19 protein-coding genes are annotated in these 24,446 nt (G+C 67.7%); 9 read left to right on the top strand and 10 right to left on the bottom strand.

Going from position 1 to position 24,446, the window contains the following annotated elements; all coding sequences use genetic code 11:
• Nucleotides 1–96: 96 nt before the first annotated feature.
• On the bottom strand, nt 97–2,736 hold the full coding sequence (polA, locus tag R5O87_RS02745; protein ID WP_410555550.1) for a DNA polymerase I: 2,640 nt from the start codon (nt 2,734–2,736) through the stop codon (nt 97–99).
• Between the two features lie 178 nt (nt 2,737–2,914).
• Between polA and R5O87_RS02750 the strand changes: the two genes are divergently transcribed.
• Nucleotides 2,915–3,427 carry a hotdog fold thioesterase gene (locus tag R5O87_RS02750; RefSeq protein ID WP_410555486.1) on the top strand — a complete coding sequence of 171 codons (513 nt, stop codon included), beginning with the start codon at nt 2,915–2,917 and terminating at the stop codon, nt 3,425–3,427.
• A gap of 36 nt (nt 3,428–3,463) precedes the next feature.
• Here the strand turns inward: R5O87_RS02750 and R5O87_RS02755 are convergent, their stop codons facing one another.
• The 6 genes from R5O87_RS02755 to R5O87_RS02780 form a co-directional block, all read right to left on the bottom strand.
• Nucleotides 3,464–4,012 (bottom strand): dihydrofolate reductase family protein, encoded by a 549-nt coding sequence (locus R5O87_RS02755; protein ID WP_410555487.1) that lies wholly within the window; start codon nt 4,010–4,012, stop codon nt 3,464–3,466.
• Between the two features lie 81 nt (nt 4,013–4,093).
• Nucleotides 4,094–4,315 (bottom strand): hypothetical protein, encoded by a 222-nt coding sequence (locus tag R5O87_RS02760; RefSeq protein WP_410555488.1) that lies wholly within the window; start codon nt 4,313–4,315, stop codon nt 4,094–4,096.
• Nucleotides 4,312–5,541: an inorganic phosphate transporter gene (locus R5O87_RS02765; RefSeq protein ID WP_410555489.1), complete on the bottom strand. Its 1,230-nt coding sequence runs from the start codon at nt 5,539–5,541 to the stop codon at nt 4,312–4,314. Before R5O87_RS02765 ends, R5O87_RS02760 begins: the two co-directional genes overlap by 4 nt.
• 188 nt (nt 5,542–5,729) lie before the next feature.
• On the bottom strand, nt 5,730–6,248 hold the full coding sequence (locus tag R5O87_RS02770) for an HAD domain-containing protein (protein ID WP_410555490.1): 519 nt from the start codon (nt 6,246–6,248) through the stop codon (nt 5,730–5,732).
• A gap of 71 nt (nt 6,249–6,319) precedes the next feature.
• Nucleotides 6,320–7,588, bottom strand: a complete 1,269-nt coding sequence (locus tag R5O87_RS02775) for an FAD-dependent oxidoreductase (RefSeq protein ID WP_410555491.1) — start codon at nt 7,586–7,588, stop codon at nt 6,320–6,322.
• The gene (locus R5O87_RS02780) at nt 7,581–8,894 is read right to left on the bottom strand and encodes an MFS transporter (RefSeq protein WP_410555492.1); all 1,314 of its coding nucleotides are present in this window, start codon (nt 8,892–8,894) and stop codon (nt 7,581–7,583) included. Before R5O87_RS02780 ends, R5O87_RS02775 begins: the two co-directional genes overlap by 8 nt.
• Before the next feature lie 49 nt (nt 8,895–8,943).
• Here R5O87_RS02780 and R5O87_RS02785 point away from each other — a divergent pair, with 49 nt between their 5' ends.
• The 5 genes from R5O87_RS02785 (at nt 8,944) to R5O87_RS02805 (ending at nt 15,121) form a co-directional block, all read left to right on the top strand.
• Nucleotides 8,944–9,741: an IclR family transcriptional regulator gene (locus tag R5O87_RS02785; protein ID WP_410555493.1), complete on the top strand. Its 798-nt coding sequence runs from the start codon at nt 8,944–8,946 to the stop codon at nt 9,739–9,741.
• Between the two features lie 133 nt (nt 9,742–9,874).
• The gene (locus R5O87_RS02790; RefSeq protein ID WP_410555494.1) at nt 9,875–11,005 is read left to right on the top strand and encodes a cupin domain-containing protein; all 1,131 of its coding nucleotides are present in this window, start codon (nt 9,875–9,877) and stop codon (nt 11,003–11,005) included.
• The gene (locus R5O87_RS02795; protein ID WP_410555495.1) at nt 11,006–11,830 is read left to right on the top strand and encodes a fumarylacetoacetate hydrolase family protein; all 825 of its coding nucleotides are present in this window, start codon (nt 11,006–11,008) and stop codon (nt 11,828–11,830) included.
• The gene (locus tag R5O87_RS02800) at nt 11,830–12,609 is read left to right on the top strand and encodes a maleylpyruvate isomerase family mycothiol-dependent enzyme (protein ID WP_410555496.1); all 780 of its coding nucleotides are present in this window, start codon (nt 11,830–11,832) and stop codon (nt 12,607–12,609) included. The genes R5O87_RS02795 and R5O87_RS02800 overlap by 1 nt, the downstream gene beginning before the upstream one ends.
• Nucleotides 12,610–12,712: 103 nt before the next feature.
• Nucleotides 12,713–15,121: a phosphoketolase family protein gene (locus tag R5O87_RS02805; RefSeq protein WP_410555497.1), complete on the top strand. Its 2,409-nt coding sequence runs from the start codon at nt 12,713–12,715 to the stop codon at nt 15,119–15,121.
• 110 nt (nt 15,122–15,231) lie between these two features.
• On the opposite strand, the gene R5O87_RS02810 is transcribed toward R5O87_RS02805, so the two are convergent.
• From R5O87_RS02810 to R5O87_RS02820, 3 genes are all read right to left on the bottom strand, one after another.
• The gene (locus tag R5O87_RS02810) at nt 15,232–15,663 is read right to left on the bottom strand and encodes a VOC family protein (RefSeq protein WP_410555498.1); all 432 of its coding nucleotides are present in this window, start codon (nt 15,661–15,663) and stop codon (nt 15,232–15,234) included.
• 137 nt (nt 15,664–15,800) lie between these two features.
• A complete protein-coding gene (locus tag R5O87_RS02815) occupies nt 15,801–16,475 on the bottom strand; it encodes a response regulator (protein WP_410555499.1) in 675 nt (224 codons plus the stop codon).
• Complete coding sequence (locus tag R5O87_RS02820) at nt 16,472–18,472, bottom strand: DUF4118 domain-containing protein (protein ID WP_410555500.1); 2,001 nt, start codon at nt 18,470–18,472, stop codon at nt 16,472–16,474. Before R5O87_RS02820 ends, R5O87_RS02815 begins: the two co-directional genes overlap by 4 nt.
• Before the next feature lie 210 nt (nt 18,473–18,682).
• Between R5O87_RS02820 and R5O87_RS02825 the strand changes: the two genes are divergently transcribed.
• The 3 genes from R5O87_RS02825 to R5O87_RS02835 all read left to right on the top strand — a co-directional run bounded on the left by R5O87_RS02825 (nt 18,683) and on the right by R5O87_RS02835 (nt 24,444).
• A complete protein-coding gene (locus R5O87_RS02825; protein WP_410555501.1) occupies nt 18,683–20,659 on the top strand; it encodes an APC family permease in 1,977 nt (658 codons plus the stop codon).
• Nucleotides 20,660–20,727: 68 nt separating this feature from the next.
• Nucleotides 20,728–21,348 (top strand): L-threonylcarbamoyladenylate synthase, encoded by a 621-nt coding sequence (locus tag R5O87_RS02830; RefSeq protein WP_410555502.1) that lies wholly within the window; start codon nt 20,728–20,730, stop codon nt 21,346–21,348.
• A 138-nt stretch (nt 21,349–21,486) separates the two neighbouring features.
• Nucleotides 21,487–24,444 carry a BTAD domain-containing putative transcriptional regulator gene (locus R5O87_RS02835; protein WP_410555503.1) on the top strand — a complete coding sequence of 986 codons (2,958 nt, stop codon included), beginning with the start codon at nt 21,487–21,489 and terminating at the stop codon, nt 24,442–24,444.
• Nucleotides 24,445–24,446: the final 2 nt, after the last annotated feature.

Raw genomic sequence — 24,446 nt, forward strand, 5'->3', positions numbered from 1 at the left:
CCAATGGACCCGCCGGACCGCCACAGGCACGCTGAAATGCCTGTGGCGGCCGGCTGAACCCGGCGAGTCCAGCCCGGTAAGGCCAGTCCGCTGAGGCTAGTGGCCGGCGTCGTACCAGCTGGTGCCGACGCCGATCTGGACTTCCAGCGGAACGCTGAGTTCCGCGGCGGCAGCCATCTGCTCGGTGACGAGCTTTTCAACTGCAGCACGTTCGCCCTTGGCCACTTCCAGCACCAATTCGTCGTGGACCTGCAGCAGCATGCGCGACTTGAGTCCCTGGGCGGCCAGTTCCGAATGGACGCCCAGCATGGCGCGCTTGATGATGTCCGCGGCGGAGCCCTGGATGGGTGAGTTCAGGGCGATGCGTTCGGCGTTCTCGCGCAGCTGGCGGTTGGTGCTGGTGAGGTCCGGCAGGTACCGACGCCTGCCTTCGATGGTCGCCGTGTAGCCGTCAACGCGGGCTTGGTCCACCACGCCGCGGAGGTAGTCGCGCACGGCGCCGAACCGGTCGAAGTAGTCCTTCATCAGGTTCCGGGCCTCATCCACGGAGATCTCGAGCTGCTTGGACAGGCCGAAGGACGTCAGCCCGTAGGCCAGGCCGTAGGACATGGCCTTGACCTTGGAACGCATGGCGCTGGTGACCTCGGCCGGCGGCACGTGGAAGATGGACGAGCCGACGAAGCGGTGCAGGTCCTCCCCCTCGCGGTACGCCTCGATCAGGCCGGCGTCCCCGGACAGGTGCGCCATGATGCGCATTTCGATCTGCGAGTAGTCCGCGGACAGCAGGCACTCGTAGCCCTCGCTGACCACGAAGATGCCACGGACGCGGCGTCCTTCCTCACTGCGGATGGGGATGTTCTGCAGGTTGGGGTTGTTGGACGAGATGCGTCCGGTGGCGGCCACGTTCTGGGCGTACGTGGTGTGGATCCGCCCGTCCTCCGCCACCGACTTCTTCAGCGTCTCCACCATCTGCCGCAGCTTCGCTGATTCCCGGTGGGCCATGAGCTGGACCAGGAATTCGTGCCCGGTCTTCTCCAGCAGGTTCTTCAGGGACGCGGCGTCCGTGGTGTAGCCGGACTTGATCTTCTTGGTCTTGGGCAGCTGCAGCTCCTCGAAGAGGACGGTCTGCAGCTGCTTCGGCGAACCGAGGTTCACCTCGTGGCCGATCGCCGCGAACGCCCGTTCCTGGGCGTCGTCGATGACCCGGGCCAGGTCCGCGAGCTGCTCGTCCATCAGTTGCAGGGAGACGGCGATGCCGGCCGTTTCCATGTCCGCCAGGACCCGGGCCACCGGGAGTTCCAGCGTGGCCAGCAGGTCCTCAGCCTTGCGTTCCTGCAGTTCCGATTCAAAGAAGCGGCTCAGTTTATGAACGACGGCGGCCACCTGCACCAGCGCGCCGGACGCCGCGGCAGCGTCGTCGTCGAACTCCAGTTCCAGCTGGCCCGCCTTCGCTGCCTCGGCGGAAACATGGATGTTCAGGTGGTGCTGGGCCAGCTCTGCCAGTTCATAGGTGCGGCGGTCAGGCTCAATGAGGTAGCCGGAGATGGAGGTGTCGTCCACCACGCCTTCCAGGCCAAACCCGCGGTTGGCCAGGGCCTTCAGCGCCGCCTTGTAGCCGTGCAGCACCTTCGGGGAATCTGCGTCACGGAGCCACTGCGCCAGGATGTTTTCCGCCTCGGCGTCCAGCCCCGTGAGGTCCACGTAGGCGGCGGCATCGTCCCGCACGATGGCGACGGCGTCGGCGTCCTCGCCTATCCGGCCGGCCAGCACATCCACGGCGAGGGCGGACCGCTGCCCGGCGCCTGCCTCGAGGAAGGCCTTGAGCGAGCCGGCGTCCTGCAGTGTTGCGAAGTCGCGGCTTTCCAGGGTCTCGCGGTCCGCTTCGGTGACTTCGCTGGCGTACAGGTCAAAGAGCCGGGTGCGGATGGTCTTGAATTCGAGCTCGTCGAAGAGCTCCTCGAGGGCCTGCTGGTCCGGCCGCGGATCGGCCAGTTCGTCCAGCGTCACCGGGAGGTCAAGGTCGGTGTGGAGCTGGTTCAGCTTGCGGTTGCGCTTGACGGCGTCCACGTTGGCGCGCAGCGAGTCCCCCACCTTCCCGCCGATGGCATCGAGGTGCTCCAGGACGCCCTCCAGGCCACCGTAGAGGTTGATCCACTTGGCTGCCGTCTTGGGCCCGACGCCGGGAACGCCCGGCAGGTTGTCCGCCGTCTCGCCCACCAGGGCGGCGAGGTCGGAGTAGCGGGAGGGGCTGACGAAGTACTTTTCCTCGACGGCGGTGGCGTCCATGCGGGGGATGTCGCTGACGCCCTTCTTGGGGTACAGCACGAACACGTTGTCGGTGATGAGCTGGAAGGCGTCCCGGTCGCCGGACACGAGCAGGACCTCGTAGCCTGCCTTCTCCCCCATGGCGGCGAGGGTGGCCAGGATGTCATCGGCCTCGTAGCCGGGCATCTTGATGGTCTTGATGCCCCAGGCGCCCATGACCTGGTCGATGAGGTCGATCTGGCCGCTCATCTCGCGGGGTGTCTCGTTGCGGCCGCCCTTGTACTCGCTGTACTCGGCCTTGCGGTGAGTGGTGTCATCGGAGACGTCGAAAGCGACCGCGATGTGCGTGGGCTTCTGTTCCTTGATCAGGTTGATGAGCATGGACGTGAAGCCGTGGATGGCGTTGGTGTGCTGGCCGCGGGCGGTGGAGAACTTGTCGGCCGGAAGGGCGAAGAAGGCCCGGAAGGCCATGGAGTGGCCGTCCAGCACCAGAAGCCGGGGCTGCTCCGTCAGGGGGACGACGGGCGCCTCGGTGGCCGACACCGACGGGGCGCCGGTCGGGGACACGGCGACGTCCTCGAGGGTCTGGGTTGTGGACGGAATTGGGGCCGGTTTGGTTGTTTCACTCACAGGTGCCAGCCTAGTTGCCATGATGGACAATTTCACGCCCGGCCCTGCCGGTGAGGCCAGCCCCACAGCGGTGGAAGCCGCGGCGAAGGCCGACTTCCGGGAAGAGTTGTTTGCCGCCGGCGTTCCGGAGCACCTCCACGACTGGCTTGCCGGGTACGGCATCGGCGCCCTCGTGGTGAAGATGGGGATCAGGTTCCTGGAGATGAGCCCGGAGCGGTGCGTTGCCACCATGCCGGTGGAGGGAAACACGCAGGTGGCGGGCATCCTGCACGGCGGCGCGCACGTGGTGCTGGCCGAAACGCTGGGGTCCTTTGCCGCCGGGATGCATGCCGGTCCCGGCCGCCAGGCGCTGGGCATCGAGGTTGGCGCCACACACCACCGCGCCGTTTCTGCCGGCATTGTGACCGGAACCTGCACGGCCATCCACCTGGGCCGCACACTGACCACCCACGAAATCGTGATGACCGACGAGCAGGGGCGCCGGCTGTCCACGGCGCGCATTACCAACCTCATCCGGGACATCGGCCGGTAGCCGAGCTCGTAGCGGCGGCGCCGCTGAACAGCGAAGCTAGCGTTCGGGCCAGCGGTACCGAAGCTCCACGATCCCCCGCCCCTGGGGACGTGCCTCCTGCAACTCGAGTGGCGCCGTCGGGCCCTGGACGAGGGGAAGCAGCCGCTTTCCCCCGCCCAGCACTACCGGAATGACTGAGACGATCAGTTCGTCCAGCAGCCCGGCGCCGGCAAACTGGGCGGCGAGTTCGCCGCCGCCCACCAGCCAGATGTTTTTGCCGCCCGCGTCCGCCCAGAGGTCGTCGATGAATTCGGTGACCTCGCCGCGCACGAAGGTGATATCGGCCCCCGGCGGGGCGCTGAACTCATGGTGCGTGAAGATCCAGCAGGGCGTGCCAGGGTAGGGCCAGTTGCCGGGCTCGTGCTCCATCAGCCACTCGTAGGTGGTCCCGCCCATGACGATGCACCCGACGTCCGCCATGAACGTTTCGTAGCTCTCCTTGCCGCCTTCGAAGCCGTCGAACTGCAGCAGCCAGGCGAGGTCGTCGTCGGTGGTGGCGATGAAGCCGTCGAGGGAGGACGCAACGTAATACTGGACACTGGGCATGGGGCCAGCCTAGCCACTCAGGTCCCCTCTTCCCAGAGGCGGAGCTGTTCCCGGAGGCGCGGCTGTTCCCGGCAAGGGCGGCTAGCCGCCGAAGTACGGAATGATCAGGTAGAGCCCAAACAGCACGGCGATGCCGCAGAGCCCGAAGCAGGCGTAGGCAAGGTACTTGACCCACGCCGGTGCGGTGGCCTGACGGTCACCGGCGATGGCGGTGAGCCGGACGCCGAGGGAATAGAGGACCACCACGGTCACGGCGGCGATCAGCGTGGCGCCGGCTACGGTGAGGAGTTCCAGCCACTTCATCGCTGCGGGCCCTTCGGTTCGTTGTTCTTGGCGCGCTCGGCGGCGCGTGCCCTGGCGAGGGCCTTCTTCTTCGCGAAGCGGACAGCCTGTCCGGCCTCTTCGACTTCGACGGCGTTGTGGTGGCCAACCTGCGATTTGCGGGACACCAGGAACATGTACAGCACGGCACCGGTTCCGGCCACGGCAGAGATCACCACGCCGACAATGCCGGTCTTGACCAGCAGTGCAGTCAGGGCACCGACGATCCCGGCGGCGGGCAGCGTGAAGAGCCAGCCGAGGGCGATCCGCCCCACCATGCCCCAGCGCACCGTGGTGCCGCGGCGGCCCATGCCGGAGCCGATCACGGATCCGGAGGCCACCTGCGTGGTGGAGAGGGCAAAGCCCAGGTGGGAGGAGGCCAGGATGGCTGAGGCGGTGCTCGACTCGGCCGCGAAGCCCTGCGCGGGCTTCACCTCGGTGAGTCCGGCGCCCATGGTCCTGATGATCCGCCAGCCGCCGGCGTAGGTGCCGACGGCGATGGCAAGGGCGCATGCCGTGATGACCCACAGCTGCGGGCCCGAGCCGGGCTCCTGCGTTCCGGCCGCGATGAGGACCAGGGTGATGATGCCCATGGTTTTCTGGGCGTCGTTGGTGCCGTGCGCCAGCGCCACCAGGCTGGAGGTGAAGATCTGGCCGGTCCGGAAGCCGCCGCGCTTCTGCGTGAGCTTGCTGCCCGTCTCCGGATCGTGCCGGGACGTGAGCGCATAGGCGACGCGGGTGCAGACGTAGGCCACAATCCCGGCGATCACCGGGGCGAAGACGGCGGGCAGGATGACCTTCTGGAGCAGGGTCTCAAGGTTGACGGAGTGGAACCCGATGCCGGCCACCGCGGCGCCGATGAGGCCGCCGAAGAGCGCATGGGACGAGCTGGACGGCAGTCCCTTGAGCCAGGTGATCATGTTCCACAGGATGGCGCCCATGAGGCCGGCGAAAATAATGTCCGGGGTGATTTGGACCCCCCCGGACCCCTCCCGGATGATGCCGCCTGAAACCGTCTTGGCTACTTCCGTGGACAGGAACGCACCGACCAGGTTCAGGGCCGCCGCGAGGGCAACCGCAGTCTTCGGCTTGATGGCACCGGTGGCAATGGGCGTGGCCATCGCGTTCGCGGTGTCATGGAACCCGTTCGTGAAGTCGAAAAATAGCGCCAGCGCAATGACCAGCGCCACCATGAAGGTGATGTCCACCTGTTGCCCAATCTGCAGAGTCTACGTACAGCAGTTCCACTTCCCCTGCCTGCACTGCACAGCATAGTTCACCCAGTGTTCAGGAAGAGTTAAAGGGGTGGGGGTAGCGGAGCTGCAGCGCGGGCTTGAAGCCTTATCGATGGTACGCGTCCTGCGGACGAGGTCCAACCTGCGGCGGGTACGCTCTGTCACACCTGCCGGTCGGGGTGCCGGGCGAAGGCGCGGATGTCCGCCAGGTCACCCGGCGACAGGCCGGTCCGCGGATCGGGCGAGACCAGCAAGGCCCGGCGGCCAAGAATCCGTGCCCACGCCTGCGCACGGCCCTCGAAGGCGAGCTGGTCGTCCACCCAGACAATCCGCTCCGGCGTGTTCCCGCCCACGTCGGCCTGAATGGCTTCCAGCTTCCACCATTCCGCACCGCCTCCCGCCCCGTCGGCGGTCAGCACCGGCCACGAGCCGCCGTCCAGTCCGGTGACCGGGCAGAGCACGGCCGGCGCCAGCTCCTCCCAGCTGGTGAGCCACACGAACCGGACCCCGGGCCACAGGGCCAGCCGGTTCAGCGCCGCCACGAGCTCCGCAGCGTACGCCACCTCCAGCATCCCGGCGTAGGCGTAGCGCCAGGCTGAACCCCACGGCGTGGTGCCCGTCGGTCCGAACGGGCACACCACGCCGTCGACATCCAGGTACAGGGTGACTGTATGTTCCACAGGGTTCCTTCTCTGCCCGCGGCTCTGCAGCCAACGCTACGGACCGCGCGCCGGGACGGGCAAGGGGTCCGCTAGGCCGGGACCTTCTCCCGAACCGCCGCAACAGCCGGAACCACCGGAACGGCCGCGGAGGGCACGCCGTCGCCGTCCTGGCCGTAGAGCCAGTCGTTGTACTGGTAGTCGCCGTCCTTCCGGCTCTTGAAGAGCAGGTTGCGCAGGGTGCGGCCAAGCCCGGAGACGTGCCAGGACTCGCCCCAAACGCGGGCCGTGCGCTGGACCCGGGCGGTGCGTGCGGCACGGGCCGAGTTGAAGTTCCGGATGGCCGCGTCCCAGCCGGCGGCGTCGGCTCCCTGCCCGGTGAAGACAGTCCCGAGGCTCGCCTCCTGCAGCACGGCCGCATCCTCAAGGGCCTGGCAGGCGCCCTGGGCGAGGTACTGGAGCATCGGGTGCGCCGCGTCGCCCATCAGGACCATCCTGCCGGCCACCCAGTTTTCGATGGGGTCGCGGTCGTACATGGGCCAGCGGATGCCGGTGGCCAGGTTCTGCAGCGCTTCTCGGACCGCGGGAACGCAGTCCCGGTAGGCGGCCTCGAGCTCATCCACTCCCCCGTACTGTTCCTCGCCGCGTTCGAAGGATGCCGATTTGAAGACGGCGACGGTGTTGAGCAGTTCGCCCTTCCGCAGCGGGTACTGGACCAGGTGGCAGTCCGGGCCGAGGTACACGATCACGTCCTCGAGGTCGCCCTGGGGCGTGTCCGCCGTAATGGGAACAGTTCCGCGGTAGGCCACGTACGACGACGACACGGGGCCGTCCTGGGCCACCTCTCGGCGGAGTGCGGACTTGAGTCCGTCTGCCCCGAGGACGACGTCGGCCTCGTAGGTGGCCCCGTCTGCCGCCTGTGCGGTGGCGCGGCCGTCCACGGTCCGGACCGTTTCGACCAGGACGTCGTTGACCAGGCGGACGCCGGCATCCCGGCAGGCCTCGAGGAGGATGCGGTGCAGGTCGCTACGGTGGATGACGACGTAGGGCGCCCCGTAGCGTTCCTCGAAGCTGGCGCCCAGCGACTGCCGGGTGAGTTCCTCGCCGGTCACGGCATCCCGGAAGACAAGGTGTTTGGGCCTGACACCGATCTCCAGCGCCTTCTCCAGCAGGCCCCAGCGCTTGAGCACGCGCGAGGCGTTGGGCGCCATCTGCAGGCCCGCCCCGACTTCGCCGAATTCCGGCGCCCGCTCCAGCAGGGTGACCTCGGCACCGTTCTCGCGGAGGGCGAGGGCGCCGGCGAGGCCGGCCATTCCGCCGCCGATCACCAGGACATCGGTGGACGGTTTCGGGTTAGACATTGTTAGCTCCTACAGGGGTTGAGGTTGTGCGGATGGTTTTGGCGCCGACGGCGATCAGCAGGAGAGCCGAGACGGCGGCGGCCCCGGCGAATGCCAGGAAGTTGGAGTTGACGCCCAGCCCGGCTGCCAGCAGCAGGCCTCCGGCCTGCGGGGCGGCTACCGCGCCGATCCTGCCCACGCCGAGCGCCCAGCCAAGGGCTGTTCCCCGCAGGTGGGCTGGATAGTGGCTGGCAACGGCGGCGATGATCAGGCACTGCGTTCCGTGCGTTCCGACGCCGGCCAGGACCAGCATGAGGTACACCACGGTGACGGGCGGCCCGGCGACGAGCACAAGGAGGGCGACGGCGGCTACCGCGGCCGCCGCGACCGCCGTCGGGACGGGGCCGAACCGGGTCCCTGCCCAGGCGGTGGCAACAGAACCGACGACGGCGCCGAGGTTCAGGGCCAGCGCGAAGGTAAGCGCGGACCCGAGGTTGTAGCCGGCCAGCTGCATCAGGTTGGGAAGCCAGGTGCCGAGGCCGTACCAGGCAAAAAGGGTCACGAGCGTGGCCACGGCGTAGAGCACGCTCACGCCCAGGTAGGGTGCCCGGAGCAGGGAACCGAAACCTGCGCGCCGGTTGTCCCCGTTCGCGGTTTGGGGCGCAGGCGCTTTGACGCCGGCCGGCGGCAGGGTCTCCGGCAGGTAGCGCAGGCCCAGCGGAATGACGACCGCCAGTGCCAGCACCGCCACGAGGAACATGACAGGCCAGCCGAAGGCCGGGATCAGCGGGATGCCGGCCAGTGCGGCCAGTGATCCGCCGATCGGCACGCCGGACATCATCAGGGTGGCGATGGTGGACCGCCACTTGGCCGGCACGAGTTCCGCCACCAGGGCGTTGGCGGAGGGCACCAGTCCGCCGAGGCCAATGCCGGCCAGCAGCCGCAGCGCGCCGAAGACGTAGGCGTTCGGGGCGAAGGCGCACAGGATGGTGAAGACCGAGAACAGCGCGGCGCAGCCGAGGATGGTCCTGCGGCGGCCCCAGGTGTCGGCCATCCGGCCGGCGAAGACGGCACCGATCATCATGCCGGCGAACGCCATTGAGCCGACCGTGCCGGCGGTGGCCTTGGTCAGTCCCCAGCCGGTGTCGTTGATGAGGGCCGACTGGACGGTCCCGTAGACAATGAGGTCGTAGCCGTCAAAGACCACCAGCAGCCAGCAGACGAGCACGGCCAGGGCGGACTGCTTGGAAAACCGGGGCATAGCCGGCGGAAGGGCTGTTCCGGGCGTTGGCCGCTCCGTCGCTGCAGCGGAAGATGTGTGATTCATGCCACCAACTCTCATGGCTGGAACTATGGCTCTCCTATAGAATTCTGTTATGCAGAACTTGCCCCTCCGGAAGAAGCCGACGTATTCGATCGAGGCGGTGGACAATGCATTGCAGCTCCTGCAGCTGCTGCGGGACGGCGGCAGCCTGCGGCTCAAGGATGCGGCCGCTGAACTGGGCGTGGCCCCGTCCACCGCGCACCGCCTGCTGGCCATGCTGGTGTACCGGGGCTTCGCAGTGCAGGACGAAACCCGGCGCTACGTGCCCGGGCCGGCGATGGGGGCCGGCCCGGCCGGCGTGACCTGGACCCGGCTGCTGCGCAATGTTGCCCGGCCGCACATGGAGCTGCTGAGCTCTCGCCTCAACGAAACCGTGAACCTCATGATCCGGGTGGGCACCAAGGTCAGGTTCCTGGAGACGGTTGAAGGCACCAGCGCCCTTCGCGTCGGAGACAGGCAGGGTACAGTGCTGCCCGCGAACAAGGCGTCGGGCGGCAAGGCGATGCTCGCCGAGCTGGAGCCCGCACTGATTGAGCAGCTGTTCCGGAGCCAGAATGCGGAGATTGGCGGCGACAGCATTCCCGACGCCGAGTACCCGGCGTTCCTGCGGGAGCTGGAGACGGTCCGCAGCAACGGCTTCGCGGCCAACTTCGAGGGCACCGAGGAGGGCATCAGCGCGCTGGGCATGGCCCTGCACAACGGGAAGGGCGAAGTGGTGGGCGCGTTCAGCGTGGCCACGCCGGTGACCAGGTTCCGCACGGTGTTCGACGCCGGCCTGGTGCCGGTCATGCTGGAAACGCGCCGGCAGCTGGAAATCGACATCGCGGCGAATCCCGCCGAGCCCGGCTGACGGATGCGGCCGAGGGCCCACTCAATTCTGCTTGCCAGAATATGCTGTGGTTCACAGCCCCGGTCTCCCTAGTCTCGGTACTACGCCCAGACGTCATCCATCCCGACGCATCGAAATCACCGAGGAGGCCGCCGTGTCCATCAGCGCCGAGACCACGACCCACGAATCAGTTGCCGCCGCCCACGTGGCCCCGGAGCCCACGCCGGAGGAGAAGGTGCAGCTGGAACAGCTGTACCGCGACTTCGAGCAGGAGAACCTCATCCCGCTGTGGACCGAGATCGGTGACCTGATGCCGATGGTTCCCTCACCCAAGGCCCGGCCCCACGTGTGGCGCTGGAACGAGCTCTACCCCTTGGCTGCCCGCGCCGGAGACCTTGTCCCGGTGGGGCGGGGCGGCGAGCGGCGGGCCATAGCCCTCGCCAACCCGGGGCTGGGTGGCACGCCCTATGCGACACCGACGCTGTGGGCGGCCATCCAGTACCTGGGCGCCCGCGAGACCGCGCCCGAACACCGCCACTCGCAGAACGCGTTCCGGTTCGTCGTCGAGGGCGAAGGCGTGTGGACGGTGGTGAACGGTGACCCGGTGGCCATGCGCCGCGGCGACTTCCTGCTCACTCCCGGCTGGAACTTCCACGGCCACCACAACGACACCGATCAACCGATGGCGTGGATCGACGGCTTGGACATCCCGTTCGTGCACTACGCGGATGCCGGTTTCTTCGAGTTCGGCACCGAGCGGGTCACCGACGAGGCCACCCCGGACATTTCCCGCTCCGAACGGCTCTGGGCCCACCCCGGCCTGCGCCCGCTCTCCGGCCTGGACAACACCACCAACTCCCCCATCGCCGCCTACCGGTGGGAACACACTGATAAGGCCCTGCGCGAGCAGCTGCTGCTGGAGGACGAGGGCCACCCGGCCACCGTCTCCCAGGGCCATGCAGCGGTCCGCTACTCCAACCCCACCACCGGCGGGGACGTGATGCCCACCATCCGCGCTGAATTCCACCGGCTCCGCTCCGGCGCCAGCACCGAGCCGCTCCGCGAGGTCGGCTCCAGCGTGTGGCAGGTCTTCGAGGGCACCGGCAGCGTGCTGCTCAACGGCGAACGCAAGGACCTCGGCAAGGGCGACCTGTTCGTCGTCCCGTCGTGGGCTGAATGGTCCCTTGACGCGGAATCAGAGTTTGACTTGTTTCGCTTCAGCGACGCCCCCATCTTTGAACGCCTGAACTTCAACCGCACCTACACCGAAGGACGCAACAAGTAGATGAGACTCCTCACCCTCCGCACCGCTGAAGGAACCAAAGCCGTCCGCCAGGACGGCAACACCCTCACCGAGATCGACGGCTTCGCCGACGTCGGAGCGCTGCTTCAGGATCCCGCCTGGGAAGCCACGGCGAAGGCGGCCAGCGGCGCAACGCACGCGCTCGACGGCGCCGATTTGGCCGCCGTAGTGCCTTCCCCTGGCAAGATCATCTGCGTGGGCCACAACTATCGGAACCACATCAAGGAGATGGGCCGGGAGATCCCGGACCACCCCACGCTGTTCGCCAAGTACCAGGAATCCCTGATCGGCCCGAACGACGATCTGGCGCTGCCGCAGGAATCCGACACCGTGGACTGGGAAGCCGAGCTCGCCGTCGTGATCGGCAGGAAGGGCCGCCGGATCCCGGAAGCCCAGGCCGCCCACCACATCGCCGGCTACTCCGTCCTGAACGACATCAGCATGCGCGACTACCAGTTCCGCACTGTCCAGTGGCTGCAGGGCAAGACGTGGGAGAACTCCACCCCGTTCGGCCCGGCCCTGGTCACCAAGGACGAGTTCAGTGCCGGGCCGCTGATGACGTCGGCCGTGGACGGCGAGATCCAGCAGAGCACCCCCACCGGGGACCTGGTCTTCACTCCGGAATTCCTGGTCTCCTACATCTCCACGATCATCACGCTGAATCCCGGTGACGTGATCGCCACCGGCACCCCGGGCGGCGTGGGCCACGCCCAGGACCCCAAGCGCTATCTGCAGGAAGGCCAGGTCCTGGTCACCACCATCGAAGGCCTGGGCCAGCTGACCAACCGCGTGGTCAAGGAAGCCTGATGGCCGCCCGGCACGACCGAGCCACCGACCCGGGCCTGCAGGAAGAACTCCTGCAGGCCCGGCGGGGCACCGCGTTCTTCGCCCGCAAGCTCAACGAGCTCACCGATGCAGAGCTCGACGGCGGCTCCCTCCTCCCCGGATGGACGCGCCGGCACGTCGTGGCCCACGTCGGGTACAACGCCAGGGCGATCGCCCGGCTCGTGGAATGGGCGGCCACCGGCGTGGAGACGCCCATGTACCCCTCGGTTGCGGTGCGCGACCACGAGATCGACTTCGGGGCCACCCTGCCGCCGATCGCCCTGCGGAACCTGTTCGATCACTCGGCTGTGCACCTGTCCGTCGAATGGCGCGACCTGCCGGACCGGGACTGGGCCAACGAAGTGAAGACCATCCAGGGCCGCACGGTCCCGGCGTCCGAAACCGTGTGGATGCGCACTCGCGAAGTGTGGATCCACGCCGTCGACCTCGGCAACGGCGCAGCCTTCGCCGATATCCCGGAGGCTGTCCTCGAACGGCTGCTGCGCGACATCACCGGCGCCTGGCATGCCCGCGGCACCGATGCGGGGCTCATTATCAGGGTGTCGGGCACGGACCTGGTGTTCGGTGACACTGGAGCCCAAGACACCAGGCTGGGGGATCCGGTCACGGTCAGCGGACCGCTCGCCTCTGTGGCTGCCTGGGCCGCCGGGCGGACGACCCGGGCAGGCGGCGCCGGCATCACGGCCACCCGCGGTAAAGACGCGCTGTCCGAGGTGCCCGTAGCGCCGAAGTGGATCTGAGGGCAACTGTGGATCTGCGGGATGCAGGGCATCTGAGGGCCGCCGCAACGCCGGGGTAGACTGTGCCGGTCAGCGCTGGAGCGGATCCGACGGAAGGCAATCCATGGGCATGGCCGGGGCAAGCGGAACGATTTCGGACGAAGAACTGGACCTCCTGCACCGCTACTGGAGCGCGGCGAACTACCTGACGGTGGCCCAGATCTACCTCCAGGACAATGCGCTGCTGAGGGAACCGCTGCGGCCGGAGCACATCAAGCCGCGGCTGCTGGGCCACTGGGGCACAGGTCCCGGGCTGTCGCTGATCTACGCGCACCTGAACCGGCTGATCCGGAACACCTCGGCCAAAGTCCTGTTCATCGCCGGGCCCGGCCACGGCGGACCCTCGGTAGTTGCGAACGTCTACCTCGAGGGCACCTACTCCGAGATCTACCCCGAGATCAGCCGCGACGCCGCCGGCCTGCGCCGGCTGGCCCGGCAGTTCTCGACGCCGGGCGGCGTGGGCAGCCATGTGGGCCCGGCCACCCCCGGATCCATCCACGAGGGCGGCGAACTGGGCTATTCCCTCATGCACGCCACCGGGGCGGTGATGGACAATCCTGACCTCATCGCCGCCTGCGTGGTGGGCGACGGCGAAGCCGAGACCGGCCCCCTCGCCGCCTCCTGGCCCGCGCCGTTCTTCCTCAACCCCTCGCGGGATGGCGCGGTCCTGCCCATCCTGCACCTCAACGGGGCCAAGATTTCCGGGCCCACCGTCCTGGGACGCCGCACGGACGACGATGTCGAGGCGCTGCTGCGCGCCAACGGCTGGGAGCCCGTGACTGTGTCCGGCGACCAGCCCGGGAAGGTCCACCGGGCCCTGGCCACCGCCGTCGACGACGCTTATGCCGCCATCCGGGACATCCAGCAGAAGGCCCGGCACGCCGGCTCCGACGATGGCGTCCTTACGCGAACGACGGCGGCCCGCTGGCCGGCGATCATCCTGCGGACGCCCAAGGGGTGGACGGGCCCGGAAACCGTTGACGGCCGTCCGGTGGAGGGCACGTTCCGTGCCCACCAGGTTCCCCTGTCCGGCGTCAAGGACGATCCGGAGCACCTGGCACTGCTGGAGGAGTGGATGCGGTCCTACCAGCCGGAGTCGCTGTTCGACGACGAGGGCCGGCTGCTGCCCGAACTGGCCGCGCTCGCTCCTGAAGGCAGGCTCCGGATGGGGGCGGCGCCCTGGGCAAACGGCCAGCCGTCCGTGCCGCTGGAGATTCCGGACCTCGCGGAGTACGCCGTCAACCCCGGACTGCCGGGCTCCACCAGCATCGAAACCACCAAACCGCTGGGCGAGCTGTTCCGCGACCTCTACACAGGGACGGCCGACCATCCCCGGTTCCGGCTGTTCTGCCCGGACGAAACCAACAGCAACAGGCTGGGCGCCGTCTTCGAAGCCACCGACCGCTGCCTCCTGCTGCCCGGAAACAGCGACGACGACCACGTTTCGGCGGACGGCCGCGTGATGGAGGTGCTCTCCGAGCACCTGTGCCAGGGCTGGCTGGAAGGCTACCTGCTGACCGGGCGGCACGGGTTCTTCGCCAGCTACGAGGCGTTCGCGATGGTCAGCGCCTCCATGACCGTCCAGCACGCGAAGTGGCTACAGCACGCCCGCGAACTGGAGTGGCGTTCGCCGGTGCCGAGCCTGAACATCCTGCTGACCTCCACATGCTGGCGCAACGACCACAACGGGTTCAGCCACCAGGGACCGGGCCTGATCGACACTGTGCTGTCCCTGTCCGGCGAGGTGACGAGGATCTACCTGCCGCCGGACACCAACACACTGCTGGCCGCGGCGGAGCACGCATTGCTCAGCAAGGACTACGTGAACCTTGTGGTGGTCGATAAGCAGTCCCACCCCCAGTACCTGACGCTGGCTGAAGCCCGCGCGCACGCCGAGGCCGGAGCGTCCCGGTGGGAATGGGCCGGCAACGAGGACGGCGGCAGCACTGAACCCGACGTCATTTTCGCCTGTGCCGGCGACATCCCCACCGAGGAGGCACTCGCGGCGGCCTGGCTGCTGCAGCGCCACGTTCCCGACGCCACGGTGCGGGTAGTGAACGTCATGGACGCCATGGTGCTTCCGCCGCAGAACGTGCACCCGCACGGGCTCGACGACGGGACGTTCAGTTCGCTGTTCACGGACACCTGCGAGGTGGTGGTGGCGTGGCACGGCTACGCCCGTTCCTTTCACCAGCTCCTGCACGGCCGGCCGAACCCGGAAAGGTTCCACGTCCGCGGCTACAGCCAGCAGGGCACCACCACCACGCCGTTCGACATGGTGGTGGTCAACAGGATGAGCCGCTACCACCTGGCGCTGGAGGCACTCCGCCGGCTGCCGCACCAGTTCGACGGTGCGGAGGGACTGGCCGATCACTGCAACCGGCAGCTGGACGCCCACACCGAATACATCCGGGAGCATTTCGAGGACCTGCCCGAAATCCGCGGGTGGGTCTGGTCGCCGCCGAAGCCTTAACAGCTGCCCCGCTCCCGGAAAACCGCAACGCGGGGTCAGATTTCGCCCAATAAGCTCCCGTTATTGGGCGGGAAGTGACCCCGCGTTGCTTTATCCGGGAGGTCGGTTGCCTAGGAAGCAGGAGCCGCTGAAGCTCCGTTGACGTTCACCAGCCAAGCGATGCCGAACTTGTCGGTGCACATGCCGAAGATGTCGCCCCACGGGGCCTTCTCCATCGGGACGGTGACAGAACCGCCGTCGCCGGACAGCTTGTCGTAGTAGCCGCGCAGTTCGGCCTCGTCGTCGCCGCTGAGCGAAACGGAGATGCTGCTTCCCGGCGAGTAGTCCATGGAGTTGGGGGTGTCTGCGCCCATGAGCACGAGCCCCTTCTCCGAGGTCAGCATCCCGTGCATGATCTTGTCCGCCTCCGCGGGATCCTCACTGGCCTGGAAGTCCCCGAAGGTGCTGAGCGCCAGCTCACCGCCGAACACTGACTGGTAGAAGGTCATGGCGTCGCGGGCATTGTCACGGAAGCTGATGTACGGATTGAGCAGGGTGGACACGATCGGTTCTCCTTCGGCTGTACGTGCGGCGCCCGGTGTGCGGCGCCCGGCACTACACATGTTGCCCGAATCCGGCTTCCCTTCATAGGGGTTCACGGGCGTTCACGGAAGTTCACCGGCGGATACCCAGCCGCCGGTCAGGGCCGGAAGCGGTAGCCGATGCCGGCCTCGGTCAGCAGGTGGCGCGGATTGCCGGTGTCTGCCTCTAGCTTGCGCCGGAGCTGGGCCATGTACACGCGCAGGTAGTTGGCTTCCTTCTCGTACGCGGGCCCCCACACGCTGGCCAGGATCTGCTGCTGGGTGATGAGCTTCCCCGGGTTCCGCACCAGCAGCTCCAGGATGCTCCACTCGGTGGGAGTGAGCCGCACGGGCTCTCCGTTCCGCGTGACCATCCGCCGCCCCAGGTCCACGCTGAACTCCGGGGTGTCCACCGTGGACGGCTCGGTGGCTTCCGGGGCCCGGCGCAGCAACGCGCGAAGCCGGGCCAGGAGCTCCTCCAGCCCGAAGGGCTTGGTGATGTAATCGTCCGCACCGGCGTCGAGGGCGTCCACCTTGTCCGATGAGCCGTGCCGGGCCGAAAGAACCAGGACCGGGGCGGTGCTCCAGCGGCGGAGCTCCCTGAGCACCGCCGCGCCGTCCATGTCGGGCAGTCCGAGGTCCAGGACAACAATCCCGGGCGGGTTGCGCGAGGCGGCAATCAGCGCGGCCTCGCCGTCCGCGGCCGTCTCCACGGTGTAGCCATGGGCCTGCAGTGTGATGCGCAGGGCCTTCAGCAGGTGCTGGTCATCGTCGACCACGAGGACGCCGGTCACTGGGCAGTCTCCTGTGGCGCCACGGCAGGTGGGACTGCAGCAGCGGCGGATGGCCCGCCGTCGTGCCCGTTTGTTCCCGTAGACAGCGGAAGCCGGATGACCATGGTGAGTCCCCCGCCGGGCGTCTCTTCCGCCGACAGGCTGCCGCCCATGGCCGAGACGAATCCCCTGGCCACCGCCAGTCCGAGGCCGACGCCGGTTGATTGGGAGAGATCGTCCAGGCGCTGGAAGGGGCGGAACATCGCCGGCACATTGCGGTCCGGCACGCCGCGTCCGTGGTCGATGATCCGCAGCTCGCCGGCCGGGTGGCCGTTGAGGACGGCGCCGCTGAGGCCTCCCGACGCCGAGGTCACGGTGACGTCGGAGGCGGGCGCATACTTGACGGCGTTTTCTGCGATGTTGGCGATCACGCGTTCGAGCAGGACGGCGTCGGCGTCGACGGCGGGCAGGTTCGGCGGCAGCACCACGCGCACGCTGCCCTGCGGAAGCCCGCGCAGCGCCGGCGGAACGACGTCGAGCCAGCGGACAGGCTTCAGCAGCGGGCGTACCGAGTCGGCCGTGATCCTGGACATGTCGAGGAGGTTTCCCACCAGGGCGTCCAGCCGGTCCGAGCATTCGTCGATGGTTTCCAACAGCTCCTGTTGCTCCTCTGGGGTGTACGTGACGGCGGTCTGCAGGAGACCGCCGACGGCGAGCTTGATGCCGGCGAGCGGCGTGCGGAGGTCGTGCGAGACGGCCCGCAGGATGGCGGTGCGCATGGTGTTTCCCTCGGCCAGCCGCAGCACCTCCAGGCGGCTGGCGGCCAGCTGCTGGCGCTCCAGCTGGGCCAGCACGTGGGCGGCGAAGGCGCCCAGCAGGCTGCTGTCCGCGGCGGGCACCGTCCTGCCGAACAGCACCAGCCAGGTGCCGTCGTCGACCGGTTCCACGGTGTTCTCGGCGAATTCCGCGCCGTCCCGTTCAGAATCGGTCAGCTCGCCCGCGCTTGCGAGCAGCTTCCGCTCGGGGCTGCTCCCCCCGGTGCGGGCGGCCTCGCTGTCGCGGAAAGCAGGTGTGTCGCGGAAAGCGGGCCTGTCCGGGGAATCCGTCCCGCTCCGGAAGGCGGGTCCACTGAACAGGGCCGCGCCGCGGACACCAAAGACATCCAGTGCCTGTTCCAGCAGGCTGCCCACCGTGTCCTCCGCGCGGGTGGCTCCACGGGCCAGCTCGCCGAGCGTTGCGGCCTCGGCGCGTGCCCGGGCGGCTTCCTTGGAGCGCCGTGCCGATCTGTCCACCACGCCGGCCACGGCCACCGAGACGCCCACGAACACGCCCAGGGCAAGCAGGTCCTGCGGGTCCTTGATTGCCAGCTCCCCCACCGGCGGCGTGGAGAAGTAGTTGACCAGCAGGCTGCTCCAGAGCGCCCCAGCGACGGCCGGCCACAGCCCGCCCACGAGCGCCACGGCCACGGCCCCGGCGAGCTGGACCAGGACGGCGGTGGCCACGCTGTGCTCGATGACGGCGAGCGCCAGCTGCATCATGATGGGAACAGCAACAGCCAGCACGAACCCGACGGCGACGCGCTCTCGCCCAAGGTCCCGCTGCCGCCTGCGGCCCGTGCCGCGCCCGGCGAGGGGATGAGGCACCACCTGCACATCGAGGTCACCGGCACGGCGGATGATCCGGGTCTCCGTCGCGCCGGTCAGGATCCTTGACACCGGGTGCGCCCGTGACTGGCCGATGAGCAGCCGGGTGGCGCCGACGTGGGACGCGAATCCGAGCAGCGCCTCAACAGGGTCATGCGCGGCGACGGTGTGGTAGCTGCCGCCCAGCTCCACCGCCAGCCGGCGCTGGGATTCGAGGGCGCTGGTTGATTCGTGGGACGCGCCCTCCGCAGAGCGGATATGAACCGCGATCAGGTCGCCGCCGCCGGCGCTGTCCAGGACCTTGACGGCGCGGCGGATCAGGACCTCCCCCTCAAGGCCTCCCGACAGGCCAATGACGATCCGTTCCCCTGCCATGACGCCATTCTTTCACCTGACCGGCTCCCGCCTGCCAGCCGGCCCCTTCCTGTCCACCCGCCTGGGCGGCACGCGCGGTGGGGCGCCTCACACCGGCGTTAAGGATCCGTCAAGATTCCGCTGCCGGCGGTTCCGGCGTTCCTGGCCGGTGCTACGTTCGGCTTTGCCCCGCCAAAACGTCACGGGGCACCAACACCGATGAAAGGCACCATGACCACCATGAGCCGCCCGCCGGCGGAACCATCCGAGCTGCGCCACACCCGGAGGCAGCGGCTTTCCAGCTGGCTGCTGCTGGGACTTCAGGACAGCAAGGGGTCCCACCAGGGTCCCGGCGGCCACACCACGGCGCACGAGCGGAAGCATGCGTGGTGGCAGGTCATGTGCCTGACCGGCGTGGACTACTTCTCCACGCTCGGCTACCAGCCCGCCATCGCAGCCCTCGCGGCCGGCGTCATTTCCCCGCTGGCCACGCTTGTCCTGGTGGCCGTCACGCTGTTCGGCGCACTGCCGGTATACCGCCGCGTGGCTGGCGAGAGTTCCCACGGCGAGGGTTCCATCGCCATGCTGGAGCGCCTGCTCCCCCGCTGGGGCGGCAAGTTGTTTGTCCTGGTGCTGCTGGGCTTTGCGGCGACGGACTTCATGATCACCATGACCCTCTCTGCCGCCGATGCCACGGCTCACCTTATCCAGAACCCGTATGCCCCGGGCTGGCTGCAGGGGCAGGAGGTGACGGTGACCCTCGTGCTCCTGGCCCTGCTCGCCGCCGTGTTCCTGCGGGGGTTCAAGGAGGCGATCGGGATCGCCGTCGTCCTGGTGGCTGTTTATCTGGGACTGAACGTCGTAGTGGTGGCCAGAGCCGCCGTCGAAACCCTGGGCCACCCGGCCGCCGTCGGTGACTGGTGGCAGGCCCTGGGGACATCGCACGGCAATCCGGTACTCGCCGTCGCCATAGCGCTGCTGGTGTTCCCCAAGCTGGCGCTGGGCCTGTCCGGCTTCGAAACCGGCGTGGCGGTGATGCCGCAGGTCCGGGGCCGGGATTCGGACACGGAGGAGAATCCGGCGGGCCGCATCGAGGGAACCCGCCGGATGCTGACCACCGCCGCGCTGATCATGAGCGCCTTCCTCATCGCCAGCAGCTTTATCACGGTGATCCTCATTCCGGCCGTCGAATTCGAACCCGGCGGCCAGGCCAATGGCCGCGCCCTTGCCTACCTTGCCCATCAGTACCTGGGGAACGGGTTCGGCACCGTCTACGACCTCAGCACCATCGCGATCCTCTGGTTCGCCGGCGCGTCCGCGATGGCCGGCCTGCTGAACCTGGTGCCGAGGTACCTGCCGCGGTACGGGATGGCGCCGGAGTGGGCCAAGGCTGTCCGGCCGCTGGTTTTGGTGTTTGGCTCCATTGCTTTCCTGGTCACCATTCTTTTCGAGGCCGACGTCGACGCCCAGGGCGGTGCCTACGCCACCGGCGTGCTGGTGCTGATGACCTCGGCGGCGGTCGCCGTCGCGCTGTCCGCCCGGCGCCGCCGGGAGCGTGCACGCACCATCGGCTTCGGGCTGGTCGCCCTGGTGTTCATCTACACGACGGTCGCGAACGTCATTGAGCGGCCCGAGGGCATCCGCATTGCCGCGTTCTTCATCGCCGGCATCATCGTCATTTCGCTGCTGTCCAGGATCGGGCGGTCCTTTGAACTGCATGCGACGCACGTCCGGCTTGACCGGACGGCCCTGGAGTTCGTTGCCGCGGATGAGAGCGGGCCCATCGGCATCATTGCGCACGAGCCGCTGCGGATGACCGCGGAGGCTTACCGGGACAAGCTGACGTCCGCCATCGAGGTCAGCCACCTGCCGGTCCATTACCAGGCGCTGTTCCTCGAGGTGATCGTTGACGACTCCTCTGACTTCGAAACCGAGCTGCAGGTCCATGGCGTGGTGCGGCACGGCTACCGCGTGCTGGAGGTGCACGGGCCGGTGGTGCCGAACACCATCGCGTCAGTGCTCTTGCACATCCGGGATGTCACCGGGCTCATGCCGCACATCTATTTCCGCTGGACCGAAGGGAACCCGGTGGTGAACCTGCTGCGCTTCCTGTTCCTTGGGGAGGGTGAAATCGCGCCGGTCACCCGGGAAGTGCTGCGGGAGGCCGAGCCGGATGTCACCAAGCGCCCGTGGGTGCATGTGGGGTGAGTGCTTCCCGGGTTGCCTGCCCTTGGTGGTGGGTGCGCGGACGGCCCCCGGGGCCGTAGGCTCAACGCATGGCGAAATTCTTTGATGTCCACCCCGAGGACCCCCAGCCCCGCGCGATCTCGCAGATCGTGGAGCTCCTTCGATCGGGCGGGCTGATCGCCTACCCCACGGACTCCTGCTACGCCCTGGGCGCCCAGCTGGGGAACAAGGAGGCGCTGGACCGGATCCGTTCCATCCGCCAGCTGGACGACAAGCACCACTTCACGCTGGTGTGCAGGGACTTCGCCCAGCTGGGGCAGTTCGTGAACATCGGCAATGACGTGTTCCGCAGCATCAAGTCCGTCACGCCGGGCAGCTACACGTTCATCCTGCCAGCCACGAAGGAAGTTCCGCGCCGGCTGCTGCACCCCAAGAAGAAGACGGTGGGCGTGCGCATCCCGCGGCACAACTTTGTCCAGGCGCTGCTGGCAGAACTCGGCGAGCCGCTGCTGTCCAGCACGCTGCTGCTGCCGGACGAGGAGGAGCCGCTGACCCAGGGCTGGGAAATCAAGGAGCGGCTGGACCACGTGGTGGACGCGGTCATCGAATCCGGCGACACGGGTGCCGAGCCGACCACCGTCGTCGACTTCTCCGGCGGCACCGCCGAGGTGGTGCGGCGCGGCACCGGCGACCCGTCCCGGTTTGAGTAGGGAGGCAGGAGTGGGCGCCCACCCGAGCAGGGACGGGGTCACGAATTCATTAAGGCCGTAATACTGGTTCCCCGTGTCGGCCACGCCCTACACTGATGTCCACGCTGGGGGCGTGACCGTCTGTGGAAGCAGGACAGCATGGCAATGACGCCGCGGGGACTCTTTACCCCTGCACCGCCCGTGTCCGGGCTGGTGCGCCCACGGCTCATCCATGCGCTGCAGGGGACCGCAGAGGCCCGCCTTGGGCTGGTCGTCGCTCCGCCGGGTACGGGCAAAACCACACTGCTAACTCACTGGGCTGCACAGAATTTCGGATCGGTCGCCTGGCACCGCTCACGGCCACCTGACGCGGAACCCGGACGGATGCTGGCAAGGTTCGCCGCTGCCGTGGCTACAGCCGCGGACAAGGAACGTGCACGTTCCTTTCCGGAACTCGCGGCAATGGCCCACGCGCTGACCGTTTCACTCTGTTTCGTCGTTGACGATTGGCACGTGGTTGCTGGCAGTTGTGCTGAGGCTGAACTGGAGCAGCTTCTTTCCTTAGGCTGCCCCCAGATTCACTTTCTGATAGGCAGCAGGCGCCAGCCAGCGCTCAACCTTGCCCGGTCCGAACTCCCGTCGTTTGTGAAAGTGGACTGGGACGATCTGCGCTTCAGGGCGCCCGAAGTGGAGCAGCTCTTCCGGACCGCATACAAGCAGCCCCTAAGCTCCGCTGGCGTATGCAACCTAACGCAGAGAACGGATGGCTGGGCGGCCGCGCTTCAGCTTTTCCATGTGGCCACCAAGAGCCGCTCCACTGTTGAACGTCGACGTGCCGCCGAGTCGCTTGGTCCCGTCCCGCAGTATGCGCACGACTATCTGAGGCACCACTACTTTGCTGGTGTCCCACCGGAGCTGGAACGGCTGCTGCGGCATACATGCTTGCTGGAACACCTGACGCCCTCGCGGTGCAATGCCCTGCTCGGCGTGTCCGACAGTGGCCACCTTCTTCACGAGGCGGAAAAGCTCGGGGTTGTCGCGAGCGACGGCGGCGGAACGGCCTTCAGGGTGCCGGAAGTAGTAAGACGATACTTGGTTTCGACACTAGGCGATAGCGAATCCGTCGCGCCGGAGAATATCCGGCACCGCACAGCCACCCTCCTTGAGCAGGAGGGCGTCCACGGTGCCGCACTGCAGATACTTTCCGAATCCGGGGACTGGGACCACGTGCGGGCAATGATGGAACGTGCCAGCAACCGAGCCTTCCGGCCTGGCACATGTGGGTGGGTAATTGCTGCTCCCGAGTCAATGATCCGGAATGACCCCCTCTTTGCTTTGGCCAAGGCACGGCAACTCTTGGACGACGGCTACCCGGAGGCAGCGTACGCGACCGCCTCGGAACTTCCACAAACCTTGGCCGCAGAGGTCCCGCATGAGGCGGCAGCAGACCTTCGGAAGGCCGCAGCTGAATGGTCAGGCGACTTTCGCGGCACTTCATGCGGACCGGTCGGCCTTCTTCGAGCGGCCGTTCACGGACGCCCTGCGTCGGCGGCACGATCCCTGAGCAAGCGGAACGGTGCTGCGGACACTTTTGCCCGCGGAATAGCGCTGCTCATCGCCGGCGACCAGCGCGGGGCCATCCCATTTCTGCGACGTTGTGCCGAGCAACTGTACGCCGAGACGCCTGCGGCCCTCTGGGCTCAACTGACACTGGCTGTTTTCGCTCAGGAATCTTCCATGCCGGGCCTCGACGCGCGGTCTGAAGAGATCGATGCCGTTCAGCGCCGGGCTGAGCGCCTAGGGTTTAGCTGGCTCGCCCGCGTTGCACAGGGAGCCCTCGCCGCCCAGTCCGGGAACGCGGGTTATCAGATGGCGGTTCAATCGGCCATCGAAAAATGTGAGCAGGACGGGGATTTGTGGGGCGGCGCGCTAATTGCGGCGGCGGCTGCTCTCGAACGACTTCGTACGGGCAGGCCTGACTATGGCGCCTTTGATGCTCTCACCGACAAGTTCCGTAAGCTGGAAGCGAGCGCCCTGGAGGCGTGGGCCCTGTCGGCGCGTGCCCTCGTCGCTGCTGCACAGGATCTACCCAACGCCATCGAGGAGGCGTTGGCAGCGGAGGCCTTTGCCCGTACTGCAGACGTGCCCGGTGCCCGGGCCGTTGCATACGCTGCCTTGGCCCAACTCAAACCGGAACACTTCGCAGATCTGATGGAGACGGCGATCGAAACGGCTAAGACAGCGGGCTTAGTTTGCCGACCATGGACCTGGGTTGCCATGGGTTCTGGGATCGGATCTACTCCAGCCCCACGCACACAGCAGCCAGCCTCACTGCTTGCCCGTGCTGCCGAAGCAGCTTCTGCGTTTGCTGTGCCGCCACGGTTGGACGTGCGCTGTTTTGGGGAGTTCTCCCTCCGCGCCGACGGCGTTGGCATCGACCTGTCGCGCGTGAGGCCGCAAGCCCGCACTGTCCTCCGGATTCTCGCAATCCATGCCGGACGCCCTGTGCATCGCGACCGTCTCGCCGCGACGCTCTGGGCGGACTTGGATGCGGCTTCGGCATTGCACAACCTGCAGGTCAGCGTATCCAGTCTTCGCCGCGCGCTGCAGCCTGCCGGGGTGGCCGGAGATTGTCAGCTTCTTGCCCGTCGGGGTGAGGCCTACGTGCTGGTTCTGGACGAACGGTCCAGAGTCGATCTGCTTGAGTTTGATCAGGCTGTGCGCGAGGCCGCGCAGGCCAGGTCGGCGGGTGACCTGGAGGGCGCGGCCACGTATCTCCACCGCGCCGTCGATTTGTACGCGGGTGAGGTCCTGCCGGAGGATGGCTCCGCAGAGTGGGTGTCTGACACCCGCGAAAGGTACCGGCTGCGCGCAGCGGAGGCCGCTGCCATGCTGGCCATTCTTGAGCTCGACTTCGGAAAGACCACCGACGCCGCTGCCGCCGCCGCGCAGAGCGTCGAAATCGACCCGTGGCGGGACGAATCCTGGCGCACCCTTATCAGCGTGTACCGTTCCTCCGGTGACTTGGCTGCAGCGGAGCGGGCTGAACGCCGTTACCAGGGCATGCTGAATGCGTTGGGTGTCTCTTCCGACCTTCGGCGCCAGCCCGACAGATAAGT

The sequence above is a fragment of the Arthrobacter globiformis genome (genome assembly GCF_046536215.2).
Classification (GTDB): Bacteria; Actinomycetota; Actinomycetes; order Actinomycetales; family Micrococcaceae; genus Arthrobacter; species Arthrobacter globiformis_E.